The sequence below is a fragment of the Tsuneonella litorea genome, from assembly GCF_025154015.1.
GTDB classification, from domain to species: Bacteria; Pseudomonadota; Alphaproteobacteria; order Sphingomonadales; family Sphingomonadaceae; genus Tsuneonella; species Tsuneonella litorea.
In genome coordinates this window covers 556,709-579,739 of the sequence record NZ_JAOAMV010000002.1, presented here as the reverse complement: position 1 = coordinate 579,739, position 23,031 = coordinate 556,709, and the positions used below count along the sequence as shown (strand labels likewise).

The 23,031-nt window shown below is 68.9% G+C and carries 26 protein-coding genes and 1 tRNA gene; 13 read left to right on the top strand and 14 right to left on the bottom strand.

Going from position 1 to position 23,031, the window contains the following annotated elements:
- The first annotated feature begins 70 nt into the window (after positions 1-70).
- Together N0B51_RS06445 and N0B51_RS06440 are read left to right on the top strand one after the other, a co-directional pair.
- Entirely contained in the window at positions 71-679 is a 609-nt protein-coding gene (locus N0B51_RS06445) for a PadR family transcriptional regulator (protein ID WP_259961448.1), read from the top strand.
- 71 nt (positions 680-750) lie between these two features.
- Complete coding sequence (locus N0B51_RS06440; protein WP_259961447.1) at positions 751-1,212, top strand: hypothetical protein; 462 nt, start codon at positions 751-753, stop codon at positions 1,210-1,212.
- A 1-nt stretch (position 1,213) separates the two neighbouring features.
- Here N0B51_RS06440 and N0B51_RS06435 read toward each other — a convergent pair whose 3' ends face one another.
- A complete protein-coding gene (locus N0B51_RS06435) occupies positions 1,214-2,362 on the bottom strand; it encodes a glycosyltransferase family 4 protein (RefSeq protein WP_259961495.1) in 1,149 nt (382 codons plus the stop codon).
- A gap of 173 nt (positions 2,363-2,535) precedes the next feature.
- Here N0B51_RS06435 and N0B51_RS06430 point away from each other — a divergent pair, with 173 nt between their 5' ends.
- The 3 genes from N0B51_RS06430 (at position 2,536) to N0B51_RS06420 (ending at position 6,449) form a co-directional block, all read left to right on the top strand.
- Positions 2,536-3,663, top strand: coding sequence for a phosphoserine transaminase (locus tag N0B51_RS06430; RefSeq protein WP_259961446.1), 1,128 nt, complete (start codon positions 2,536-2,538; stop codon positions 3,661-3,663).
- A gap of 64 nt (positions 3,664-3,727) precedes the next feature.
- Positions 3,728-5,323: a phosphoglycerate dehydrogenase gene (gene serA, locus N0B51_RS06425; protein ID WP_259961445.1), complete on the top strand. Its 1,596-nt coding sequence runs from the start codon at positions 3,728-3,730 to the stop codon at positions 5,321-5,323.
- A gap of 19 nt (positions 5,324-5,342) precedes the next feature.
- Positions 5,343-6,449 carry an ATP phosphoribosyltransferase regulatory subunit gene (locus N0B51_RS06420; RefSeq protein WP_259961444.1) on the top strand — a complete coding sequence of 369 codons (1,107 nt, stop codon included), beginning with the start codon at positions 5,343-5,345 and terminating at the stop codon, positions 6,447-6,449.
- On the opposite strand, the gene N0B51_RS06415 is transcribed toward N0B51_RS06420, so the two are convergent.
- A complete protein-coding gene (locus tag N0B51_RS06415; RefSeq protein ID WP_259961442.1) occupies positions 6,446-7,261 on the bottom strand; it encodes an aldo/keto reductase in 816 nt (271 codons plus the stop codon). The two genes, N0B51_RS06420 and N0B51_RS06415, sit on opposite strands and share 4 nt — an antisense overlap.
- Before the next feature lie 76 nt (positions 7,262-7,337).
- Complete coding sequence (locus N0B51_RS06410) at positions 7,338-8,141, bottom strand: PilZ domain-containing protein (RefSeq protein WP_259961441.1); 804 nt, start codon at positions 8,139-8,141, stop codon at positions 7,338-7,340.
- Between the two features lie 285 nt (positions 8,142-8,426).
- On the opposite strand from N0B51_RS06410, the gene N0B51_RS06405 reads away from it, so the two are divergent.
- Both N0B51_RS06405 and N0B51_RS06400 read left to right on the top strand, forming a co-directional pair.
- Positions 8,427-9,716 carry an adenylosuccinate synthase gene (locus N0B51_RS06405; protein ID WP_259961440.1) on the top strand — a complete coding sequence of 430 codons (1,290 nt, stop codon included), beginning with the start codon at positions 8,427-8,429 and terminating at the stop codon, positions 9,714-9,716.
- A 4-nt stretch (positions 9,717-9,720) separates the two neighbouring features.
- Positions 9,721-10,221: a L,D-transpeptidase family protein gene (locus N0B51_RS06400; RefSeq protein ID WP_375545933.1), complete on the top strand. Its 501-nt coding sequence runs from the start codon at positions 9,721-9,723 to the stop codon at positions 10,219-10,221.
- Here the strand turns inward: N0B51_RS06400 and N0B51_RS06395 are convergent.
- Together N0B51_RS06395 and N0B51_RS06390 are read right to left on the bottom strand one after the other, a co-directional pair.
- A complete protein-coding gene (locus tag N0B51_RS06395) occupies positions 10,218-10,604 on the bottom strand; it encodes a DUF6768 family protein (RefSeq protein ID WP_259961439.1) in 387 nt (128 codons plus the stop codon). The genes N0B51_RS06400 and N0B51_RS06395 overlap by 4 nt on opposite strands.
- Entirely contained in the window at positions 10,601-11,155 is a 555-nt protein-coding gene (locus N0B51_RS06390) for an RNA polymerase sigma factor (RefSeq protein ID WP_259961438.1), read from the bottom strand. Before N0B51_RS06390 ends, N0B51_RS06395 begins: the two co-directional genes overlap by 4 nt.
- Positions 11,156-11,310: 155 nt before the next feature.
- On the opposite strand from N0B51_RS06390, the gene N0B51_RS06385 reads away from it, so the two are divergent.
- The 4 genes from N0B51_RS06385 to N0B51_RS06370 all read left to right on the top strand — a co-directional run bounded on the left by N0B51_RS06385 (position 11,311) and on the right by N0B51_RS06370 (position 13,452).
- A complete protein-coding gene (locus N0B51_RS06385; RefSeq protein WP_259961437.1) occupies positions 11,311-12,273 on the top strand; it encodes a winged helix DNA-binding protein in 963 nt (320 codons plus the stop codon).
- 16 nt (positions 12,274-12,289) lie between these two features.
- On the top strand, positions 12,290-12,571 hold the full coding sequence (locus N0B51_RS06380) for an ASCH domain-containing protein (protein WP_259961436.1): 282 nt from the start codon (positions 12,290-12,292) through the stop codon (positions 12,569-12,571).
- 78 nt (positions 12,572-12,649) lie between these two features.
- Positions 12,650-12,988, top strand: coding sequence for a hypothetical protein (locus N0B51_RS06375; protein WP_259961435.1), 339 nt, complete (start codon positions 12,650-12,652; stop codon positions 12,986-12,988).
- Positions 12,989-13,101: 113 nt separating this feature from the next.
- Positions 13,102-13,452, top strand: a complete 351-nt coding sequence (locus N0B51_RS06370; RefSeq protein ID WP_259961434.1) for a response regulator — start codon at positions 13,102-13,104, stop codon at positions 13,450-13,452.
- An 8-nt stretch (positions 13,453-13,460) separates the two neighbouring features.
- Here the strand turns inward: N0B51_RS06370 and N0B51_RS06365 are convergent, their stop codons facing one another.
- The 4 genes from N0B51_RS06365 to argH all read right to left on the bottom strand — a co-directional run bounded on the left by N0B51_RS06365 (position 13,461) and on the right by argH (position 17,190).
- Positions 13,461-14,231: a precorrin-2 dehydrogenase/sirohydrochlorin ferrochelatase family protein gene (locus N0B51_RS06365; RefSeq protein WP_259961433.1), complete on the bottom strand. Its 771-nt coding sequence runs from the start codon at positions 14,229-14,231 to the stop codon at positions 13,461-13,463.
- 4 nt (positions 14,232-14,235) lie between these two features.
- The gene (lysA, locus tag N0B51_RS06360; protein ID WP_259961432.1) at positions 14,236-15,495 is read right to left on the bottom strand and encodes a diaminopimelate decarboxylase; all 1,260 of its coding nucleotides are present in this window, start codon (positions 15,493-15,495) and stop codon (positions 14,236-14,238) included.
- 82 nt (positions 15,496-15,577) lie between these two features.
- A complete protein-coding gene (gene lptM, locus N0B51_RS06355; RefSeq protein WP_259961431.1) occupies positions 15,578-15,814 on the bottom strand; it encodes an LPS translocon maturation chaperone LptM in 237 nt (78 codons plus the stop codon).
- The gene (gene argH, locus N0B51_RS06350) at positions 15,814-17,190 is read right to left on the bottom strand and encodes an argininosuccinate lyase (protein WP_259961493.1); all 1,377 of its coding nucleotides are present in this window, start codon (positions 17,188-17,190) and stop codon (positions 15,814-15,816) included. Before argH ends, lptM begins: the two co-directional genes overlap by 1 nt.
- A 67-nt stretch (positions 17,191-17,257) precedes the next feature.
- Between argH and N0B51_RS06345 the strand changes: the two genes are divergently transcribed.
- Entirely contained in the window at positions 17,258-17,773 is a 516-nt protein-coding gene (locus tag N0B51_RS06345; protein ID WP_259961430.1) for a TlpA family protein disulfide reductase, read from the top strand.
- A 5-nt stretch (positions 17,774-17,778) separates the two neighbouring features.
- Here N0B51_RS06345 and N0B51_RS06340 read toward each other — a convergent pair whose 3' ends face one another.
- Together N0B51_RS06340 and N0B51_RS06335 are read right to left on the bottom strand one after the other, a co-directional pair.
- A complete protein-coding gene (locus N0B51_RS06340; protein WP_259961429.1) occupies positions 17,779-18,990 on the bottom strand; it encodes a pyrophosphate--fructose-6-phosphate 1-phosphotransferase in 1,212 nt (403 codons plus the stop codon).
- A 48-nt stretch (positions 18,991-19,038) separates the two neighbouring features.
- Positions 19,039-19,114 (bottom strand) — tRNA-Val (locus N0B51_RS06335).
- A 63-nt stretch (positions 19,115-19,177) separates the two neighbouring features.
- On the opposite strand from N0B51_RS06335, the gene N0B51_RS06330 reads away from it, so the two are divergent.
- The gene (locus N0B51_RS06330) at positions 19,178-20,155 is read left to right on the top strand and encodes an asparaginase (RefSeq protein ID WP_259961428.1); all 978 of its coding nucleotides are present in this window, start codon (positions 19,178-19,180) and stop codon (positions 20,153-20,155) included.
- A 4-nt stretch (positions 20,156-20,159) separates the two neighbouring features.
- Here the strand turns inward: N0B51_RS06330 and N0B51_RS06325 are convergent, their stop codons facing one another.
- The 3 genes from N0B51_RS06325 to fmt are packed head-to-tail and all read right to left on the bottom strand — an operon-like array spanning position 20,160 to position 22,983.
- On the bottom strand, positions 20,160-21,272 hold the full coding sequence (locus N0B51_RS06325) for a zinc-binding dehydrogenase (protein ID WP_259961427.1): 1,113 nt from the start codon (positions 21,270-21,272) through the stop codon (positions 20,160-20,162).
- A gap of 59 nt (positions 21,273-21,331) precedes the next feature.
- Positions 21,332-22,081, bottom strand: a complete 750-nt coding sequence (gene truA, locus N0B51_RS06320) for a tRNA pseudouridine(38-40) synthase TruA (protein ID WP_259961426.1) — start codon at positions 22,079-22,081, stop codon at positions 21,332-21,334.
- Entirely contained in the window at positions 22,078-22,983 is a 906-nt protein-coding gene (gene fmt, locus N0B51_RS06315; protein ID WP_259961425.1) for a methionyl-tRNA formyltransferase, read from the bottom strand. The genes truA and fmt overlap by 4 nt, the downstream gene beginning before the upstream one ends.
- Positions 22,984-23,031 lie beyond the last annotated feature (48 nt).

Here is a 23,031-nt window from a genome sequence, read left to right as displayed (position 1 = left end):
TATATCGTGACGTGTCTTTTGGAGAAGAGATATGCGACATCATTGCTATCAGCGCGACGTTAGGCGCGCGATGCGGGCGGCATTTGCGGCGAAGGCGATGGCCGGCCGTGGCTGGGACGGCGGCGTGTTCGGGCCGGACGGTCCGTTCGGTCGCGAAGGCCCGTTCGGTCCGGGCGGGCCGTTCGGTGGCGGCCGAAGCGGGGGGCGTGGCCGCCGGGGGCGGATGTTCGGGCAGGGCGAACTGCGTCTCGCGCTGCTCAAGCTGATCGCCGACCAGCCGCGGCACGGTTACGAGCTGATCAAGGCGATCGAGGAAGCCACCGGCGGTACGTACGCCCCGAGCCCCGGTGCGGTCTATCCGACGCTCCAGTTGCTCGCCGACGAGGGCGCGATCGCCGAAAAGGAGGACGATGCAAGCCCTCGCAAGCCCTTCGTCGCGACCGACCAGGGGCGCGCGGAGCTGGCCGAAAAGGCAGACGAAGTCTCGGCAATCTTCGATCGCTTGGCGGACCACGCCGAGCGCCACGAGCGCGGACGATCCCCCCACCTGTTTCGCGCGATGGGAAATCTCGCGCAGGTGCTCAGGCACAAGGCCCGCTCGGGTGAACTCGACGAGGATGCGGTCAACGAAATCGTCGACCTGATCGACGACATGGCAAAGCGGATCGAGCGCCTCTGACGCGCGCGCTGCTTGCGGGCCCGGGGCGACCGGCGTAAACCGTTCGGGTGGTCGCGACCGGGGAGGGGAACATGACGACTGCTGCGCCGGCCAGAACACCCTGGCACCTGTGGGTGGTGGGCATCGCATCGCTGCTGTGGAACGCGTTCGGGGCCTACGATTACATCATGTCGCAGCTGCGCGACGCGGCATACCTCGAGGCGACCATGGGGCCGATGGGGATGACCGCGGAAGAAGCCTCGACATTCCTAGACAGCTTTCCGGTCTGGGCCAGCGCGCTGTGGGCGCTTGGCGTATGGGGATCGGTCGCGGGATCGGTCCTGCTGCTTGTCCGCTCGCGCCATGCCGCCACGGCCTTTCTCATATCTCTGGTCGGCGCGGCGCTGAGCTTCGCCTACCAGTACACGGTAGAACTGCCGCCCCAGATGGCCGACAGCGCGATGACGAAACTCATGCCGCTGGTGATCGTCGCGGCCGTTATCCTGCAATGGTGGTACGCCCGCCGTATGGCCGCGGCGGGGGTGCTGCGCTAGGTTACCGGCCCCTGGCTGCCAGCACCCGCAGATAGGTGTCGGCCACCGCGCTGTTGATTGCGTCCCACTCGAAGGCCCGGGCGCGGACCTCGCCCGCCTTTCCATGCGCTGCTCGCAGCGCCGGGTCGGCCGCGTAGGCCGCGATCCGGTCGGCGTAGGCGGCGATATCGCGCGGGGGGACCAAGTAACCGTTGACCCCGTCCTCGACCAGGCTGGCGGCGCCGGTCGCGTCGGCGGCTACGACCGGCACCCCGCACGCCATCGCCTCGAGCGTGACGTTGCCGAAGGTCTCGGTCACGCTGGGGTTGAGCAGCACGTCCATCGAGGCGACCGCACGGCCGAGGTTCTCGCCGCGCTGGAACCCGACGAAGCACGCCTCGGGCATGCGCTCCTCGAACGTCGCGCGCGCGGGGCCTTCGCCGATCACCATGACCTTGTGCGGCACGTCCCGCTTTTCCAGTTCGCCTACGACCGCGCCGAATACGTCCAGGCCCTTTTCGAGTACGAGCCGGCCGAGGAAGCCGACCACCAGGTCGGCGCTGGAAAAGCCCAGCTCCCGGCGCCATGCCTCGTCCCGGCGGTCGGGAGTGAAGATTGCGTGCTCGACCCCGCGCGACCAGAGGCCGATGTCGTCGTTCATGTCCTGCTGACGCAGGGTCTCGATCATGCTCGGGCTGGGCGTCACGAGTGCATCGCAGCGGCGGTAGAGCCGGCGCAGCCACGCCTCTACTGCGGGTTCCATGAAACCCAGGTTGTAGTAGCGGGGATAGGTCTCGAAGCGGGTGTGGACCGATGCGACCACCGGCAGTCCGCGATCGCGCGCCCACCGCGCCGCCTCGCGCGCCGCGAAATCGGGCGACGAGATGTGAACGACGTGCGGATCGAACGCGGCGAGATCGGCCCGCACGCGGCTCCCCAGCCAGGTCGGCACGCGGTATTCGCTGCGTCCCGGGATCGCGATCGAAGGCAGGCTGACCAGATCCCCCTTGGGTTCGAACGGCGGATTTTCGATCGTCGGAGAATAGACCCGCACCTCGGCGCCCTGCCGCAGGAGATAGTCGACAAGCCGGTTGAGCGCCTTGTTCGCGCCGTCCACCGTCATGGCGTAGTTGCCGCTGAAAAGCGCAACGCGCAGGTCCGACACCTTCATGCGCGTGGCCATATGAGCGTCGCGTTCTTTTGGCGAGAGGGGAACTGTCGGCGCGCCGGCACGCTTGAACCGGGAATCGCATTGCACGCTTGACTCGCTGCGCTGCAACATTAGTGCGGCCGGCGGGCCACGCGGTCCCAACGCCGCGCGTGCTCTCTGCAAGGAGAGTCTACATGACTGATTACCCGCTGCCGGAGCGCAAGCCTGCGCGTCCGTATTTCTCTTCCGGTCCCTGCGCGAAGCCGCCGGGCTGGTCCCCCGACAAGCTCGCCACCGAATCCCTCGGGCGTTCGCACCGCTCGAAGATCGGCAAGGCACGCCTCCAGTACGCCATCGACCTCATCCGCGAGGTTCTCGAGGTCCCGGACACGCACCGCATCGGCATCGTGCCGGGTTCGGATACCGGCGCGGTCGAGATGGCCATGTGGACGATGCTCGGCGCGCGCGGCGTGACCACGCTGGCGTGGGAGAGCTTCGGCGAAGGCTGGGTGACCGACGCACTCAAGCAGCTCAGGATCGACCCCACGGTGATCCGCGCTGACTACGGCCGGTTGCCCGATCTGTCGCAGGTCGACTGGTCGACCGACGTCGTGTTCACCTGGAACGGCACGACCTCGGGCGTGCGCGTGCCGAACGGCGACTGGATCGCCGCCGACCGCGAAGGCCTGTCGATCGCCGACGCCACCAGCGCGGTGTTCGCGCAGGACATCGACTGGGACAAGGTCGACGTGCTGACATTCAGCTGGCAGAAAGTGCTCGGCGGCGAAGGCGCGCACGGCGTGCTCATCCTCGGCCCCCGCGCGGTCGAGCGGCTCGAGAGCTACACCCCCGCCTGGCCGCTGCCCAAGGTGTTCCGCCTGACCAAGGGCGGCAAGCTGATCGAGGGTATCTTCAAGGGCGAGACGATCAACACCCCGTCGATGCTCGCGGTCGAGGACGCGATCTTCGCGCTCGAATGGGCCAAGTCGATCGGCGGGCTGCCCGCCATGAAGGCGCGGGCCGATGCCAACGCGTCGGCGCTCGACGCAATCGTCGAGGGCCGCGACTGGCTTCGCCACCTCGCCGCCGATCCGGCGATCCGGTCGAACACCAGCGTCTGCCTGACGGTCGATGGTGCCGACGAGGCGCGCATCAAGGCGATGGCCAAGCTGCTCGAAGAGCAGGGCGCCGCCTACGACGTCGCCGGCTATCGCGACGCGCCGGCGGGCCTGCGCATCTGGTGCGGTGCGACGGTCGATACCGCCGACATCGACGCGCTCGGACCCTGGCTCGACTGGGCCTACGCGGCCACCGCTGCCTGATTCTTTCGCGCGCACGGGCCGGTTGCCCGTCACGCTTTCCCACATTCATTGAAGGAGGCCGATCATGGCCCAGCCCAACGCAAGACCCAAAGTCCTCATTTCCGACAAGATGGATCCCAATGCCGCCCGGATATTCGAAGAGCGCGGTTGCGAGGTCGACGTGATCACCGGCGAAACGCCCGAACAGCTCATGGCGCGGATCGGCGAATACGACGGCCTCGCCATCCGTTCATCGACCAAGGTGACCAGGGAAATCCTCGACGCGGCGACCAATCTCAAGGTCATCGGCCGCGCGGGGATCGGCGTCGACAACGTCGACATTCCCTATGCCAGCAGCAAGGGCGTGGTGGTGATGAACACCCCGTTCGGCAACTCGATCACAACCGCCGAGCACGCCATCGCGCTGATGTTCGCGCTCGCCCGGCAGATACCCGAGGCCAACGAGCGCACCCAGGAGGGCGAGTGGCCCAAGAACGGGTTCATGGGCGTGGAGGTTACCGGCAAGACGCTCGGCCTGATCGGCGCGGGCAACATCGGCTCGATCGTCGCCAGCCGGGCGCTCGGCCTGCGGATGAAGGTCGTCGCCTACGACCCCTTCCTGACCGAGGATCGCGCGGTGGAACTGGGGATCGAGAAGGTCGATCTCGAGACGCTGCTCGCGCGGGCCGACTTCATCACGCTGCACACCCCGCTGACCGACCAGACCCGCAACATTCTCAGCCGCGAACGGCTGGAAAAGACCAAGCCGGGCGTGCGCATCGTCAACTGTGCGCGCGGCGGGTTGATCGACGAAGCGGCATTGAAGGACGGGCTCGAAAGCGGCCACATTGCGGGCGCCGCGCTCGACGTGTTCGCGCAGGAACCGGCTAAGGAATCGCCGCTGTTCGGCACCAAGAACTTCATCTGCACCCCGCACCTGGGCGCGTCGACGACCGAGGCGCAGGTCAACGTCGCGCTGCAGGTCGCCGAGCAGATGGCGGATTACCTCGTCAACGGCGGCGTCACCAACGCGCTCAACATGCCGAGCCTTTCGGCCGAGGAGGCGCCCAAGCTGCGCCCCTACATGAAGCTCGCCGAGAACCTCGGCAGCCTCGTTGGCCAGCTCGCACACGGCAACCTCACCCAGATCTCGATCGAGCGCGAGGGCGCCGCGGCCGAGCTTGCCGGCAAGCCGATCGAGGCCGCGGTGCTTGCCGGCCTGATGAAGCAGTATTCGGACAGCGTGAACATGGTCAACGCGCCGTTCCTCGCGAAGGAGCGCGGGCTCGACGTGCGCTCGATTCGGCACGAGCGCGAGGGCGCGTACAACACGCTCCTGCGCGTCACCGTCGGCACCAGCCAGGGTGATCGCTCGGTCGCCGGCACGCTGTTCGGGCATGGTACCGCGCGGCTGGTGGAGATCTTCGGCATCGGGATCGAGGCCGAACTCGAAGGGCACATGCTCTACATCGTCAATGAGGACGCGCCCGGCTTCATCGGCCGGATCGGTACCTTGCTCGGCGAGAGCGGGATCAATATCGGCACCTTCCACCTCGGCCGCCGCGACGCGGGCGGAGAGGCGGTGCTGTTGCTGAGCGTCGACCAGTCGATCCCCAGCGACGTTATCGACAAGGCCTGCAAGCTCCAGGGCGTCAAGACTGTCATGGCGCTCGAGTTCTGACCGCGCTAGGGCGCGCGCGATGACCGATCCGACCACCGACCTTTTGCCCGTGGGGCTCGAGGACCGGCTGCCCGCGGCGGCCCGCGCGCTCACGCGGGCGCGGCGGGCGGCGCTCGATGCGATGGACGCGCACGGTTACGACCGGGTGATCCCGCCGCTGGTCGAGTTCGAATCGTCGATGGCCACGCGGATGAGCGGCGTCGCCACGCGCCGGATGTTCCGCTTCACCGACCCCGATTCGCTGCGCACGCTCGCGCTGCGCTCGGACATCACCGTGCAGGTCGGCCGGATCGCGGCGACCAGCCTCGCTTCGGCACCGCGGCCCCTGCGGCTGTGCTACGCGGGCGAGGTGGCGACGATCGCCAGCGACCAGCTCGACCCGGCGCGCGAGCGGCTTCAGCTGGGAGCGGAACTGATCGGCAGCGACAGCGCGGCCGCGGCAGGCGAAATCGTCAACCTCGCGATCGAGGCGCTCGCCGCCGCCGGCGCCACCGGCATCTCGGTCGATTTCACGCTACCCGATCTCGTCGACACGCTCGCCGAGAGCGTCCTGCCTTTGCCGGCCGAGCGGGTCGACGACGTCCGGCGCGAGCTCGACGCCAAGGACGCCGGCGCGCTCAAGGCGGTCGGGGGCGAGGCCTACCTGCCGCTGCTCTACGCGGCCGGGCCGTTCGAGAAGGCGGTGGAGCGCTTGCAGGCCATCGATGCGGGCGGCGTGCTTGCCAGCCGGATCGACGGGCTACGGGAGATCGCGGACCGGATCGGTGCCTCGGCGCGGGTCACGCTCGATCCGGCCGAACGGCACGGCTTCCAGTACCAGAGCTGGTTCGGTTTCACCCTCTACGCCGAAGGCGCGCGTGGTACCTTGGGGCGGGGCGGCACCTATCGCTTGGGCGGCGGCGAGCCTGCCACGGGCTTCTCGCTCTACATCGATCCGCTGGTGGATGCGCTGGGACCGGCGCCGGCAGGCGACCTGCTGTACCTGCCCGCCGGGCATGACCTTGAGGTCGCCGCGCGCCTGCGCGCGATCGGCTGGCGCACCGTCGCCGCGCTCGGCGACGGCGAGGACGCCGCGATGTTGGGGTGCACCCACCGCCTGGACGGCAGCGAGCCCCGGCCGATCTAGCCGAAGTCGGCGGGGTCGGGCCCGATGCGACCACCCGCTTCGTCGAGCGCGTCGATCCGCGCCATCTGGTCGTCGGACAGGGCGAAGTCGAGTGCCTCGAAGTTCGCCTCGATGTGCGCGCGGCCGGTCGCCTTGGGAATCGTGCAGAGCCCCGATTGCAGGTGCCAGCGCAGGATGACCGCGGACGCCGGCCGGTCGCACTCCCGGGCAATCCCGGTGATCACCGGGTTGGTCATCGCGCCGCCCTGGCCCAGCGGCGACCAGCTCTGCGTGACGATGCCCAGTTTCTCGTGCACATCGCGCAATTCGCGTTGCTGGAAGGCGGGGTGGAGTTCGACCTGGTTGAGCGCGGGGACCACGCCGGTCGCATCGATCACTGTCTTCAGGTCCTGTTCGCGAAAGTTCGATACGCCGATCGACTTCGCCTTCCCCGCGTCGCGCACCGCGACCAGCGCCTTCCAGGTTTCGACCGCAAGACCCCTGGCGGGGCAGGGCCAGTGGATGAGGACGAGGTCGACGCTGTCGCGGCCGAGCCTTTCGAGGCACTTGTCCATCGCCCGCAGCGCGCGGTCATAGCCCTGGCTTTCGTTCCAGATCTTGGTCGTCAGCCAGGTGTCCGGGTTATCCGCAAGACCTTTTCCGACGCCGCGCTCGTTCTGGTAGATCGCCGCTGTATCGACGAGTTCGTACCCCACCGCGATCGCGGTGCTCACGGCATCGGCTGCCGTCTCGTCGGGGATCTGCCAGGTACCGAACCCCAGCTGGGGAATCGTGCGTCCGTCGTTGAGGGGGATGGCCGGGGTCTTGCTCATGAATGTCCTTTCCGCGGGTTCGGGGTCATGAATGCCCGAACGCGCGGCAAGGTTTCCCGACCGAACCGGTTTCTCGTCAGGCGGCCTCGGTCAGGTCGATCGATTCGGGTGGCAGGGCAACGCCAAAGCTGTCCGCGCGCTTCCACACGATCGTGCCTTCGATCGGGGGAAAGTTCGCAAAGCGGACCTCGACCGGGTCCCCGATCTCGCATGAGGTTTCGGTGGCCAGCATGAGCCCGCTGGCGGATACGTTGGCGATGTGCGGCGACATGCTCGCGAACCCGATGGCGAGATCGATCTCGGGCGGCGCTGGAAAGCGGGGTTCGTGGCGGTGGTCCGACGTTCTCGCGGTATTCCGCCGCACCAGGGTGAAGATCGACTTGCCCCCTTCGACCGGCTTCTTTTCCAGCAGCATCCCGGGGTCGGGAATGACGTAACCCGCGCGGATCTGCTCGCGGCGCGAGGCACTCGGCCGCGGCGGGGGCGGCGCGGCCGACTCGCGGTCGGTCCGGTGCGGCGAGGGGGCGTCATCCTGGTCGAACGCCGCCACCGGGCCGGGCGGCTTGCCGCTTCCCAGGATCGCGATCATCCGCTGGAACACGGCGGGATGCAGCTTGCGCTCGAACTCGAGGCCGTTGGCGCCTTCCTCGGCCCAGCAAATCCGGGCCGGCAGGCTTTCGAGGCCGGGAATCCGGACCCAGATGTCTTCGGTGCCGCGGGTAAGCGGTGCTCCCTTGATCCGGCATCCGGCGCAGGAAAGGTCGAGCATGGTGGCGGGCATCTTGTGACCGCCGCGTTCGCGCACCGAGATAGCTACCTCGAGCGGGGCACGAATGTCCTCGCGCTGTTCGACGTCGGCGGGCTCGGTATCGGTGGTCATGGCGTCTCTCTTCACAAAAACGGTCAGGCGACGGCCACGCCTTGCGGTCAGCGATCTACGGCGACCCAGCGTGGACCTTGCCGCGTGGCGGACAGTCTTTGCTTTGCTGGTTCCGCCATCAGAACAAGGCCGACGCAGTCATGCAATGACGCTGCGCGCCGTGTCCCATAATGCGGTTAACCGCGGTGCGCGGGTTAACGGCAAAGTAACCAGGCCCTTCGGCATTGCCCTCGGCACCGCCTGCGCCTAGTGCCCGCCGCGGTTTGAGCGACGCGAAAGAGGGCCATGGCCAACGTCACGGTGATCGGCGCCCAGTGGGGCGATGAAGGCAAGGGCAAGATCGTCGACTGGCTCGCCAGCCGGGCCGACGCGGTCGTCCGGTTCCAGGGCGGGCACAACGCCGGCCATACGCTCGTCGTCGGCAACACGACCTACAAGCTGAGCCTTCTGCCGAGCGGAATCGTCACCGGCACGCTGTCGATCATCGGCAATGGGGTGGTGCTCGATCCGTGGGCGCTCAAGGCCGAGATCGAGAAGCTCGAAGGGCAGGGCGTACGGATCGACGCGGACAACTTCGCGATCGCCGACAACTGTCCGCTCATCCTGCCGATCCACCGCGACCTTGACGGCTTGCGCGAAACCGCCGCGGGTTCCGGCAAGATCGGCACCACCGGGCGGGGCATCGGACCGGCCTACGAGGACAAGGTCGGTCGGCGCGCGATCCGCGTCTGCGATCTCGCGCACCTCGATCAGCTCGATCCGCAGCTCGACCGCCTCTGCGCGCACCACGACGCGCTGCGGGCGGGGTTCGACGAACCGCCGGTCGACCGCGCGCGGCTGGTCGCCGACCTGGCCGAGATCGCGCCCTTCGTGCTGCAATACGCCCAGCCGGTGTGGAAGCGGCTGAAGAAAGTCCGCAAGGCGGGCGCGCGGATCCTGTTCGAGGGCGCGCAGGGCGTCCTGCTCGATGTCGATCACGGGACCTATCCCTTCGTCACCAGCTCGAACACCGTCAGCGGCACCGCGGCGAGCGGCAGCGGGCTGGGTCCGAATTCGACCGGTTTCGTGCTCGGGATCGTCAAGGCGTACACCACCCGCGTCGGCAGCGGCCCATTCCCGACCGAGCTCGACGACGATACCGGGCAAAGGCTGGGCGAGCGCGGGCATGAGTTCGGCACCGTCACCGGGCGCAAGCGTCGTTGCGGCTGGTTCGACGCAGTGCTGGTGCGCCAGTCGTGCGCGATCAGCGGGGTGACCGGGATCGCGCTGACCAAGCTCGATGTGCTCGACGGGTTCGACACCGTGCGGATCTGCACCGGCTATCGCTTGCGCGGCAAGATCCTCGACTATTTCCCCTCGCACTCGGCCGACCAGGCGGAGGTCGAACCGATCTACGAGGAAATGGACGGCTGGCAGGAAACCACCGCCGGGGCGCGCTCGTGGGCCGACCTTCCGGCGCAGGCGATCAAGTACATCCAGCGCGTGCAGGAACTGATCGAGACCCCGGTTGCGCTGGTTTCGACTAGTCCCGAGCGCGAGGACACGATCCTCGTGCGCGATCCGTTCGTGGACTGACCGCTTGGCGCGGGCCGCGTTCCTGGCGTTCGCGCTGCTCGCGGGATGCGCGCAGGCGCAGGAGATGGCGCCGCCTGTCGCCGACTTCGTGCTGATCGACAAGTCCGACCGGACCCTGACGCTCTACACCGCCGGGCGGGCGACGATGACCGTCAGCGGCATCCAGCTCGGCGATGCGCCCGAGGATCACAAGCAGTTCGAGGGTGACGAGCGGACGCCCGAGGGGCGCTACACGATCGATTATCGCAACCCGAACAGCGCCTATTACCTCAGCCTGCACATTTCCTATCCCAACGCGGCCGACCGCGCCTTCGCGCGCGCGCAGGGCCGCTCGCCGGGCGGGGCCATCTTCATCCACGGCCAGCCCAACGGGCTTCCGGGCGCCGACGCCGGGCTGCGGATGCCGGGCGATTGGACCGACGGCTGCATCGCAGTATCGAACGGCACGATCGCGCTGCTGTGGAACGCCATCCCAGATGGAACCCCGATCGAGATACGCCCCTAGTCCTCGTCGCCTTCGCGCGCCTGGTCGAGCATGGCGACCTGCACCTGCAGCCGTTTCACCTCGCGCAGGATGGTCAGCATGTTCATCCGCTCGAAGATCCACTGCTTGATGAAGCCGAGCATGACGAGCACCGCCAGCAGCGCGATCGCCCATAGCGTGTGCAATTCGACGTCATGGGTGTGGATCACCTGGATGATGACGAAGATCATCAGAGCGCCGAAAACGATGGACATGGCGAAGGCGAACTTGGCCCAGCCGCCCATCGGACCCTTCCAGGTGTCGCCGAGCTGGCGGAATAGCCCGCGTTCGGTTTCGAGACTGGCGAGGAAATCGCGGTCGTCCTCGTCCAGCGCCCCGCGGATGCGGTCGTCGATAGTCGTCATTGCGGTTCTCCTTGGAGGGCCGCCTTCAGCCGGCGGCGGGCGTGAAACAGGCGCGACTTGGCGGTGCCGAGCGGCACGTCCTGCACCTGGGCGATCTCGGCGAGAGTCAGGCCCTCGACGAAGAAAAGCTGCGCCGCCGAACGCTGGACCGGCGGCAGAGCCGCGAAGGCCTGGCTGATCGCCGCCCGGTCTTCGGTTGCGCCGCCATCGTGCGGCTCGCGTTCGAGAGCTGTCGCGCGCGCCCGTTCGGCCTGGACGGCGCGAATGCCGTCGGCACAACGGCGATGAAGGATGGCGAAGGCCCAGGGCGCAAATCGCGAGGCCTGGCGCAGCTGGCCGAGATTGCGCAGGATCGCCAGCCAGCAGTCCTGCACCACGACCAAGGCACGGTCCTCATCGCCGAGCAGCCTGCGCGCGGTCCGCGCGAGGCGGGGTTGCCAGCGCACCGCCAGCCGCTCGGCGGCGCGCCGGTCGCCCGCCTGGACAAGCATGACCAGCAGCTCTTCGTAGAGCTGCGACACGGTCTGGTTGGCGGCCGTCTTCCTGTCCATCGCTTGCATAGTCGCTCGCGAGGGCCGGTTGGTTCAATCGCATGCGGCCGATTTTCTGATAATTCCGGATTGGAGCGATCCGCGAGGGCGCGGTTGACTCGCAACCGCATGGCTCTAACCCCGGCGGGTCAGGTTCTGCACGGAGGTCGCCCCCCATGAGACAGGCGGATTTCGCCTACGATACCGGTATGGATGCGATCGCCTTCACTGCCGGCGTATATTCCGCGCGGCTGTCGACCGCGGCCGATTTTCGCGACGATGCCACGACCGCCGGGTTCGGCGTGGTCGACTACGATCTCCTGGCCGAACTCGACGAAACGCCGCCGCCTTTCCCGGCCGACGTTCTGCTGGTCGACTGCCCCGTGCAGGACGGCGCGACGCTGGCCGCCCTCATGCAGCTCGATTCGCGCGCCGCGGCGCAGGGCCTGCCGCTGGTGGTCGCCACGACACTGTCCGCGCTCGACGCGGTGTTCTTCTGTCTCGAGCGATCGGGAGCGGACATCGTTATCGAGCCGACTAGGGGGGAACGCGTAATTGCTCTTGCCCGCGCCTTGCCCAAGGTTCCCCGGATGGCAGTACGCGAACTCGATGCCCAGGACCGCGCGACGCTGCACGCCCTGACCCAGCAGGTCGCGCAGATCGCCGCGCAGATCGACCGGCTGTCGGCGGGCGAACCGCGGGCCTTCCGCCTCGAATCGCCCACGGACGAGTTCCGGGCCGAGGAAGGCGGCGAGGCCGAGCGCAAGCTGATCCGTCCGCCCCGGCCGCCGCTGCCCGACCCCCGGCTGGTGCGCAAGATCATCCGCCAGCGCCAGTTGCGCGCGGAGTTCCTCGATCCCGAGCTGTTTGCCGATCCCGCCTGGGACATCCTGCTCGACCTCACGGCCGCGCGCGCCGAACACGTGCGCGTCTCCGTCACGTCGCTGTGCATCGCCAGCGGCGTTCCGCCGACCACGGCGCTGCGCTGGATATCCCAGATGACCGAGGCCGGCCTGCTGGTCAGGGTGGAGGACGAGACCGATCGCCGGCGCGCCTTCATCGAACTGAGCGACAAGGCTGCCGACGCGATGGCGCGCTATTTCCACGAGCTCGGCAAGGACGCGAAGGCCGCGCTCTGATGGCGCGCACGAACGCATGATGTTCGCCCGCGCCTTGCGCGACAGGGTGCGCAGCGGCGACATCACCTGCAGCGTACGGGTGTGGCAGGCTCCGCGGGTGAAGAGCGGCGGTTTGTACCCGATGGAGCCGGGACGGATTCGCGTGGATTCGGTGCGCGAGATCGCCCTCGAGGACGTGACCGACGATCTTGCCCGCCGATCGGGCTTCGCGGACGTGCACGAGCTGATGGCGACCGCTCGGCATGGCAGGGGCGAAAACATCTACCTCATCGAGTTCGCGTATCTTCCGCCTGACTAGGCGGCGACCGCGGGCGCCATTGAAGGTTCGGCAACCATTTCGCTTTAGCGTTCCCCTTCGTTCGAGAGGTCCGCACCGGTGATTGAAGTCGAAATCCAGAACGAAACGCACCAGACCCAACACAGAATCCGCTTCGCCGCCGTGCCGCGGATCGGGGAAGGTATCCGCTTGCTCGAGCCTGACGGCTGCTGGGCCAGCTACGATGTGCTCGATCTGTGGTACCAGAAGGCCGATTTCGGCGACATCTGGATACCGTACCTGCACGTCTGCATGACGCCGTCCGAGAAGGCGGCGATGCCGCCTGCCGCCTCTGCGCCCGCCCAGCGGCCGATTGGCGATACCGAGGTTCTGCCGGACTACGGAGCAGACGAGCGACCGGTCTACGGCGAAGAGGAGTTCGTGTCATTCACGGGTTGATCAAGCGCCTCAACGTCCCGCCCCAGGGCCCGGCTTCGAACGATGCCCCGGGGGCGCCAGCGCCCGCGGAACGTCCCGCGCCGCCGCAACAGGGATCACGCCGCACCTGCCTCGTGGTCGACGATTCGCGGATGATCCGCAAGGTCGCCCGCCGGATCGTCGAGGGGGTGGGCTACGCGGTGGTCGAGGCCGAGAATGGCGAGGAAGGCCTCGCCCGTTGCCGCGCGGCGATGCCCGATCTCGTCGTCACCGACTGGAACATGCCGGTCATGAGCGGAATCGAGTTCGTGACCGCCCTGCGCGCGATCCCGACCGACCGCCGTCCGCGGGTGGTCTTCTGCACGACCAACTCGGGCGCGCGCGACATTCACAAGGGCATCGAGGCGGGCGCCGACGAATACGTCATCAAGCCGTTCGACGAGGCCTCGCTGATCAGCCGGTTGCAGGCGATCGGCGCGGCGTAAGCGGCGCGCTAGTCTCTCGACCGTACGATCACCGTCCTGCCGCGCGGGCTTCCGTCGCTCGGCCCGCGCACCGCGTCGGCCCGGGCGCGGTCGAGGATCGCCTGCGGCACGTCGGCGTCGTGGAGCACGGTGTCCGCCTCTCCCAGCCAGCGTGCCTGGCGCAGCGTGAGATCGTCGGGATCGTCGCTGGTCAGCACGATCGCGACCGGCTCGACATCGAACGCGTCACCGGGCGATCCGAGCCAGGCGTCGATCCCTTCGGCGGCATCGGCGCGCAGCGGGTCCAGCGGGCCGCCTGCGGTCAGCGCGGCGTCGAGCGCGCGGCGGCGGACGGCGCCATCCGGGAAACGCTGCCGCAGGGCATCGCGCGCGGCGTAAAGCCCCGCGGCCAGCTTTCCGAGCGACGGCGGCAACAGACCTTCGAGCCGCAGCCGCAGCTGCTTGGCGAGCCCGGCCGAGGCGCCTGCGGTGCCGACCGCCACCAGCACCGGGTCGCGGTCGAGAATGCTCGGAACGGTAAAGTCGCACAGTTCGGGCCGGTCGGTCACGTTGACCAGCAGCCCCTTGCAGCGAAGCCGGATCGCAGCCGCCTCGGCCGCGCGCGGATCGTCGATCGCGACGAAGGCGAGCGCGGCATGGTGCGCTTCGGGTTCGCCGCAGCAGATCCCCCCGGCGCGCTCGACGAGGCGCCGCTTGGCGGCGGCCGCATCGCCGGCGCCGAGGACAACCACCCGCTGCCCGTTCACGCGGTGGAACAGCGGCAGGGCGCTCAGCGGCACCGGCTCAGAGCCACTCGGGGACCCGCTCGGCGTCCATGATCGCGTGCGGGCTGATCCGGTCGGCGACGACCGCGAACTTGCCTCCATCCACGAGAACTTCGGCCACGAAGCCGCGGCTGTTGTAGCTCGACGCCATCGTCGCGCCATAGGCCCCCGCGGTGCGGAAGACGGCAAGGTCGCCTGCGCCGATCGCGTCGATCTCGCGGTCCATCGCAAACGTGTCGCCGGTTTCGCAGATCGGGCCGACGATGTGCGCCGTCATCCGCTCGCCGGTCGGCGCGACGGCGTCGAAATCGTGCCACGCGCCGTACATCGCGGGGCGCGCGAGGTCGTTCATCGCCGCGTCGACGATCACGAACGGCGGCCCGTTGCCGCTGCGCTTTGACCGGACCACGCGGGTCAGCAGCACGCCGGCGTTGCCCGCAATGACGCGCCCCGGTTCGAACGACAGCTGCACGTCCCAACCCGCGGTGACGCGCGCGACCATCGCGCCGTATTCGGCTGGGGAGGGGAAGGTCTCGTGCTTGCGATAGGGCACACCGAGGCCGCCGCCGAGATCGGCGTGAGTCACGGTCTGCCCGCCCGTCCGCAGTTCCTCGATCAGCGCGCCCAGCTTGCCGAAGGCGGTCTCGAGCGGTTCGAGGTCGGCAAGCTGGCTGCCGATGTGAACCGCGACACCGCGCATCTCGAGGCCCGGCTCGGCGGCGAGCGCCGCGTAGATCGCTGCCGCGCGGTCGAGCGGAACCCCGAACTTGTTCTCGCGCTTGCCGGTCGAGATCTTCTCGTGGGTGCGGGCGTCGACGTCGGGGTTCACGCGCAGCGCGCAGGGCACGGTCACGCCGTGGCGCCGGGCGATCGCGGCGAGCTCGTAACCCTCTTCCTCGCTCTCGAGATTGAACTGGCCGATTCCGGCCTCGATACCCTGGACGAGTTCAGGGTGGGTCTTGCCCACGCCCGAGAACACCACGTCCTGCGGCCTTATCCCTGCCGCCAGCGCACGGGTCAGCTCGCCGCCGCTGACGACATCGGCGCCGAAGCCTTCCTTCGCCAGAACCTTGAGCACTGCGAGGTTGGGGTTCGCCTTGACCGCGAACGCGATGTGCGGGTTCGCGACCCCGGCCAGTCCGTCGCGAAACACCCGCGCGTGACGCACCAGCGTCGCGCGGGAATAGACGTAGACGGGGGTGCCGACCGCCTCGGCGATCGCGGGGAGCGGCACGTCCTCGGCATGGAGGATGCCGTCGCGGAGTTCGAAATGGTCCATCGTCGGGCGCGCTTAGCGATGTCGGAGGCGTCGGCCAAGCAAGGCTTGCTTGGAGGCAGACGATGCAGGCGCGCTGCCCCGGCTACTCCGGCGGCAGGTCGAACGGGTCGTCCTGCCGCTCCTCGGACCGCTTGCGCAGCTCGACCGAGCGGTCGGGCGCGGCGAGCGGATCGAGCTTGAGCAGGTCTTCGGAATCGGGCTGCGCCGGGGCGCCGTAGGGCGTGGGCGGCAGGTCGTGGCCCGCAAGCGGTTCGAGATCGGCCTTCTGGCCGCAGGCGGCCAGCAGCAAGGCGGCAGCAATGGCGACGGACTTGCGCATCAGGGCTCCATGCCGAGCGCGGTGCGCGCCGCGGCAACCTGCTCCCTTACCCGGACCGGCGCGGTCCCGCCATAGCTGGCGCGCGCGGCGACCGACGCATCGACCGACAGGGCGGCGAACACGCGCTCGTCGATCCGCGAATCGATCTGCTTGAAATCATCGAGCGACAGCGCGTCGAGCGCACAGCCCCGGCTTTCGGCGAGCCGGACCGCGGCACCGGTGATGTGGTGCGCCTCGCGGAAGGGCACGTCGGCCTCGCGTACCAGCCAGTCGGCAAGGTCGGTCGCGGTGGCGTAGCCGAGTTCGGCCGCCTGCCGCATCCGCTCGGTTCGGAAAGTCGAATCGGCGATCATTCCGGTCATCGCGGCGATGCTGAGCGCCAGCAGCCCGTGCGCCTCGAACACCGGCGGCTTGTCGTCCTGCATGTCCTTCGAATAGGCGAGGGGGAGGCCCTTCATCGTCACCGTGAGCGCGGTCAGGCAGCCGACGATCCGCCCCGCGTGCCCGCGCACCAGCTCGGCGGCGTCGGGGTTCTTCTTCTGCGGCATGATCGAGCTGCCGGTGCTGAGCGCGTCGGGCAGGCGCACGAAGCCGAACGGCTGGCTCGCCCACAGGATCAGCTCCTCGGCCAGGCGGCTGAGGTGCAGCGCGCATTGCGCGGCCGCCTGCAGGTAATCGAGCGCGAAGTCGCGGTCGCTGACCGCGTCGAGGCTGTTCGCGGTCGGCCGATCGAAACCGAGCGCGCGCGCGGTCGCGTCGCGGTCGATCGGGAAGCCGGTGCCCGCCAGCGCCGCCGAACCCAGCGGCGATTCGTTCAATCGGGCACGCGCGTCGGCGAACCGGCTGCGGTCGCGGCGCAGCATCTCGTAATAGGCCATGAGGTGGTGGCCGAGCGTCACCGGCTGTGCGGTTTGCAGATGCGTGAAACCGGGCATGATGCTGTCGGCGTGTTCACCTGCGCGCGTGACGATCGCCCGCTGGAGGCCGGCGAGCCCGGTATCGACCTGGTGACACGCGTCGCGCACCCACAACCGAAAATCGGTCGCCACCTGGTCGTTGCGGCTGCGCGCCGTGTGCAGCCGCCCGGCGGCCGCGCCGATCAGTTCGGCAAGGCGGCTCTCGGTGACCATGTGGATGTCCTCGAGGTCCCAGTCCTCGGGCACGCCGTCCGCCTCGTACTCGGCTGCGACCCGGTCGAGGCCTTCGGAGATCGCCCGTGCATCGCCTGCGGAGACGATGCCCTGTGCGCCGAGCATGGCAACGTGCGCCTTGCTGGCGGCGATGTCCTGCCGCCACAAGGCCTTGTCGAAGGGAATCGAGGCGTTGATTTCGCGCATGATGGCGCTAGGCCCCTCGGCGAAGCGCCCGCCCCACATGGAGTTTGCCCCCTTGCCGTCATTGTCCTTGCGACTGTCGTTCACGCTGCTTGCCTCGGCCGTCCTGTTGGCGGGGTGCAGTAGGGAAGAGAGCAGCCCCCCGCAAGAAGAGGCAGAGGCGGCTCTTCCGGGCGAGATCGACCGCAGCCACGCCGGCGACCTCATGCCCGCGGTGGCGCTGACCGATCCTGATGGAAGGGCGCTCAATACCGGGGCCCTTTCGGGCACGCCGGTGCTGCTCAACCTTTGGGCGACCTGGTGCGCGCCGTGCGTCAAGGAAATGCCGATGCTCGATGGAATCGCCGGGGACTACGGCGACCGGCTGCGGGTGATCGTCGCAAGCCAGGACCTCGAAGGCGCGGACAAGGTCGTGCCGTTCTTCGCCGAGGCGCGGTTCGCACACCTCGAACCCTGGCTCGATCGCGAGAACGACCTGATGACCGCGCTCGCCGGCGAAGGCGTGCTGCCGACAACGGTGCTCTATTCCGCCAGCGGCGAGGAAGTCGCCCGGGTCGTCGGCGCGTTCGACTGGGAAAGCCCGGAAGCGCGGGCGCTGATCGACGAGGCGGTTGGGCCCGCCTAGGCCCGTCAGTCCTGCCCGATGTCGCGCAAGAGTTCGACGAACCACGGCGTCGCGGTATCGAATTGCTTGCCGCCGGCGATCCGCTCGAACTCGATCACGCGCAGTTCGTCGCCGCGCTCCTCGTCCTGGCCGACCACGCCCGATTCCCCGGCGAGCGCGGCGTCGACCGCGCGGTGGACGCAGGCCGCGATCAGCTTGCGGTCGGCCTCGTTGGCGGGGGCCGAGCGCGAGAAATAGCCGCTCTTCTGCACCAGCACCTTTTCCGCGCCCAGCTCGGCGGCAAAGCGGCTGCCGAACCACCTGCCCGGATCGATCCGGTCGAGCTTGACGTGCCCGAACGCGTCGCGCGGGACCTCGTCGCCCGCGGCTTCCATTGCGGCGACGATCTCGGTCACGCCGGCCCCTTCGGCGACGAACAGGTTCACGCCGCCCTGGTCGTCCATGATTGTCCTGAGCCGCGCGCCCTCGGCCGCGATGTCGAAGGGGCGCTCGGGAACGTAGACCCCGTGGACGTCCCACCGCGCGGCTGCGTTCTCCATCCACTCGGCGAACGGTGCGCCCCTGACCCAGTCGTGGTGGGCATAGGCGGTCGCTGCGGTCAGCCAGCCGCAGCCGCGCCCCATGACCTCGTGGATCGTCAGCATCCGCGGGTTGGCGGTGTGCTCGGCGATGACATTGCGCGCGAATACCGCGCCCTGTTCGGCGGCCGTCCACGCGCCGAGCGACTGGCGGATGGGGACGACGTCGTTGTCGATCGTCTTGGGCAGGCCGACCACGGTCAGGCCATAGCCGTTGCGGGCGAGAAACGCGGCGAGCTCGGCCGCCGCGCCGTTCGTATCGTCCCCGCCGATAGTGTGGAGTACGTCGACGCCGGAGCGGCTGAGCTGCGACGCGGCGACCTCGAGCGGGTCCTCGCCTTCCGCGACGAGGCCGCGCTTCACGCAGTCCGCCACGTTGGTCAGCTTCACGCGGCTGTTGCCGATCGGGCTGCCGCCGAACGCGTGGAGGCGCGAGGCGGCCGCGCGGACCTCGTCGCTCGCCTCGACCCAGTCGCCGGTGAGCAGGCCCGCATAGCCGTTGCGGTAGGCGATGATGCGGATCTCCGGCGCGATCTCGGTGTACCGCTCGATCAGCCCGCCGACCGCGGACGAGAGGCACGGCGCGAGGCCGCCTGCGGTGAGGATGGCTACGGTGCGAACGGGCATGACCGCACTCATGCCAAGGGGAGGGCGCCGCGCCTAGTCGAATAGCTATGCAGCGAAGCCTGGTGGGCGCTGACGGGCTCGAACCGCCGACCCTCTCGGTGTAAACGAGATGCTCTACCAACTGAGCTAAGCGCCCCAACCGGGTGGGCGCGCTTTAGCCGGTTGGCGGCGTGGGTCAATCGGGGCTAGGGCGCCGGTGATGAGCAGGGCCAACATCCGCATCCTCGCCACCGGGGGAACCATCGCCGGGAGCGCCGGATCGGCGACCCGGCGCGGTTACCGGCCGGGACAGATCGGCGTGGCGGACCTGCTCGCCGCGGCCGACGCGCTCGATCTCGACGCGCGATTCGAGGGAGGCGACATTGCCGCCATCGGATCGCAGGACATCGGCTGGCCCCAGTGGTCCGCGTTGCACCGCGAGATTTCCGACGCCCTGGGCGACGACGGCGTCGATGGGGTGATCGTCACCCACGGCACCGACACCGCCGAGGAAACGGCGTTCCTGCTCGACCTCACCCTGCCCGCCGGCAAGCCGGTGGTGCTCGTCGGCGCGATGCGACCTGCCGACGCGGTCGGCAGCGACGGGATGCGCAACCTCGCCAACGCCGCGCGGGTCGCGGGCGATCCGGCGGCAGCAGGGCGCGGCGTGCTGGTGGTCATGAGCGACCAGGTCTTTGCCGCGATCGACGTGCGCAAGGCCGCGACCGGCGGGGCGGAAGCGTTCCGCGGCTTCCCGCGCGGTGCACTCGCGAACGTCACGCCGACCTCGCTCGACTGGTTCGGCCCCCCCGACCGGCCGGGACGGGGCGCGCGTTTCGCCTGGCCCGAAGCCTTGCCGAAGGTCGCGATCCTCTACGCCTATGCCGGGATGGATGCCGACACGGTCGGCTGCGCGCTAGGGAGCGGGGACCGGGGAATCGTCCTTGCCGGTATGGGGCAGGGCAACGCGCCCGGCCCGGTGATCGACGCGCTTGCGGCGAGCGGGGTGCCCGTCGTCCGCTCGAGCCGGGTCGACCAGGGCTCGGTCGACCGCACCCTCGAGATCGACGACGACAGCCTCGGTTTCGTCGCCGCCCGCGGGCTGGGGCCGGCCAAGGCGCGGATCCTGCTGCAGGTGCTGCTCGCGAGCGGATACGAGGACCCGCTCGCGATGCAGCGCGAATTCGACCGGCGCTAGGGAATCATCCCCACGGCGTGACGAGGTACTTCTCGCCGGTCTTCATCTGGCGATAGTCGAGGATCGCCTCCTTCGTCAGCATTCCCTCGAGGTCGACCCTGGTCTTGTAGTGGCTGGCGAAGGTCGTGGTAAGCCCGTCGAGCACGCGCTGGCGCATCCGCATCGTCGTTTCCATTCCGGCCATCTGCAGGAACGGCGTCAGCAGCCAGCCCGACAGCGTCCAGCCGAAGCCGTACGACGGGGTCAGCGTGGTCGGGCTGAAGTCGAGCCGGCCGTAAATGAACATCCGCTTGGGCTGGTTCGAGCCGTAGCGCGAGTACTCGGTCATCTTCGAGACCGCGACCTGCTCCATCGCCTTGAAGCAGCTGTCGACCATGGTCCCGCCGCCGATCGGGTCGAAGCCGTAAAACGCGTCGGTCGCGTTGATCGCCGAGCGCAGGTTGGCCATGAAGTCGCCGTCCGACGAGTTCACCACCCACTCCGCGCCCTGGTCCTTGAGCAGGCTTGCCTGGTCGTCCTTGCGCACGATGTTGACCAGCTTCATCCCGTCCTCGAGGCAGATGCGGTTGAGCATCAGGCCGAGGTTCGACGCGCCGACGGTGTGGAGGATCGCATCCTGTCCGTCGATTTTCGCGTTCTCGACGAAGCCCAGCGCGGTCATCGGGTTGACGAAGCTTGATGCGCCGTCCTCGGCGCTGTGGTCGCCCAGTGGCAGGCACATCGCGGCGTCGGCGATCGCGTACTGCGAATAGGCGCTGCCCGGCACGCAGGCGACGCGCTGGCCCATCAGGGCCTTGGCCATGTCGCTGTCGCCGGTCGCGACCACGGTGCCCGCCCCCTCGTTGCCCGCCGGAAGCCGCTTGCCGTGGCGCGCCTTCTGGCCGCTGTTGAACGGCTCGGGCATCTTGGCGACCACTTTGCCGGGCGAATACTCGGCGTTCTCGAAATCCGCCGCGCCGGTCAGGATCGCGAGGTCGGACGGATTGATCGGTGCGGCCTCCATCTTGACGAGGACCTGGTTGCCGGTCGGATCGGGAAACTGGCTGTCGACGAGCTCGAGCGTCAGCGTGCCGTCCGGGGCGAGAGTGGTGAAAAGCTGCTTGCCGGTGGTCGCCATGTTCGATTCTCCCAAAGTTTCTGATTGCAACCGGTGCTAGGCGGGTGAGCGCGCGATGGCTAGGCCTCTCCCGGATATTCCGCCTTCACGAAATAGAGCCCGTGCGGCGGTGCATTGAGGCCCAGCGCCTGCCGGTCGCGCGCCGCCAGCGCCTTGGCGACCCCCCCGATGTTCCAGCGCCCCATGCCGACCAGCGCGAGGCAGCCCACCATGCTGCGCACCTGGTGGTGGAGGAAGCTGCGCGCCGCGGCTTCCACGATCACGTGCTCGCCCTCGCGGCGCACATCGAGCCGGTCGAGCGTCTTGACCGGGCTCGCCGCCTGGCACTGGACCGAGCGGAAGGTGGTGAAGTCGTGCCGGCCGACAAGCGCCTGCGCGGCGGTGTGCATCGCGTCGGCGTCGAGCGGCCTGGCAACCTGCCACGCGCGGTTGCGTTCGAGCGTCAGCGGCGCGCGGCGGTTGGCGATGCGGTATTCGTAGGCGCGGCCGATGCACGAGAAGCGCGCGTGCCAGTCATCCGGCACCGCCGCGCAGGCGATCACGGCGATCGGGTCGGGTCGCAGGTGGGCGTTGAGGGCCTCCATCAGCCGGAACGGCTCGATCGCCTTCTCGATGTCGACGTGCGCGCGCATCGCGAGCGCGTGGACCCCGGTGTCGGTGCGGCCTGCGGCGTGCATCGTCACCGCTTCGCCGGTGACCGCGTGCGCCGCGTCCTCGACCGCCTGCTGCACGCTTGGTCCGGTCGCCTGCCGCTGGAGGCCGACGAACGGCGTGCCGTCGAATTCGAGGGTCAGGGCAAAGCGCGTCACCCGATCAGCGTCCCCGCCGGCACCGGCTTGCCGTTGAGGAACGCGGCGATATCCATCGCCGGCTTGCCCGCCCGCTGGAGGCGCACCGGGCGGATCGCCGCGTAGCCGCAGGCGATCGTCAGATGGTCGTCGAGGGTCTTGCCCGGCTTGCCTTCGCGCGCGACGATCTCGGCCTTCAGAACCTTGATCCGCTCTCCGTCCAGCTCGAACCACGCGCCGGGGAAGGGGGCAAGCCCGCGCACCTGCCGCTCGATCGCCTCGGCACCGTTGGTCCAGTCGATCCTCGCCTCGGCCTTGTCGATCTTGGGGGCATAGCTTGCCTCCGCATCGTCCTGGGGCACGGGATGGATCGTCGGAAGGTCGATCAGCGTGCCGACCATCAGCTGCGCGCCGATCTCGGCCAGTTCCGCGGTCAGTTCGCCCGCGGTCTTGTCCTCGATCGGCGTGCGCGCGGTGGCGAGCATCGGGCCGGTGTCGAGCCCGGCTTCCATTCGCATGATCGTGATCCCGGTGGTGAGGTCGCCCGCCATGATCGCGCGCTGGATCGGCGCCGCGCCGCGCCACTTGGGCAGCAGGCTGGCATGGACGTTGAGGCACCCGTGCATCGGAATGTCGAGCACCGCCTGCGGCAGAATCAGTCCATAGGCGGCGACCACCGCGAGGTCGGGTTCGAGAGCCGCGAGTTCGGCCTGCGCCTCGGTCGACTTGAGCGAGGCCGGGCACCTCACCGGAATGTGCCGGATCTCCGCCTCGACCTGCACCGCGCTGGGGCTTAGCTTCTTGCCCCGGCCCGACGGGCGCGGCGGCTGGGTGTAGGCGGCGACAACTTCGTGCCCCGCTTCGTGGAGCGCGGCGAGCGTCGGCACCGCGAAGGCCGGCGTTCCCATGAAGACGATGCGCATAACCGGTGGGTCCAACCTTTCGCGGGGGGAGGGCAGCCCCTATCTCCC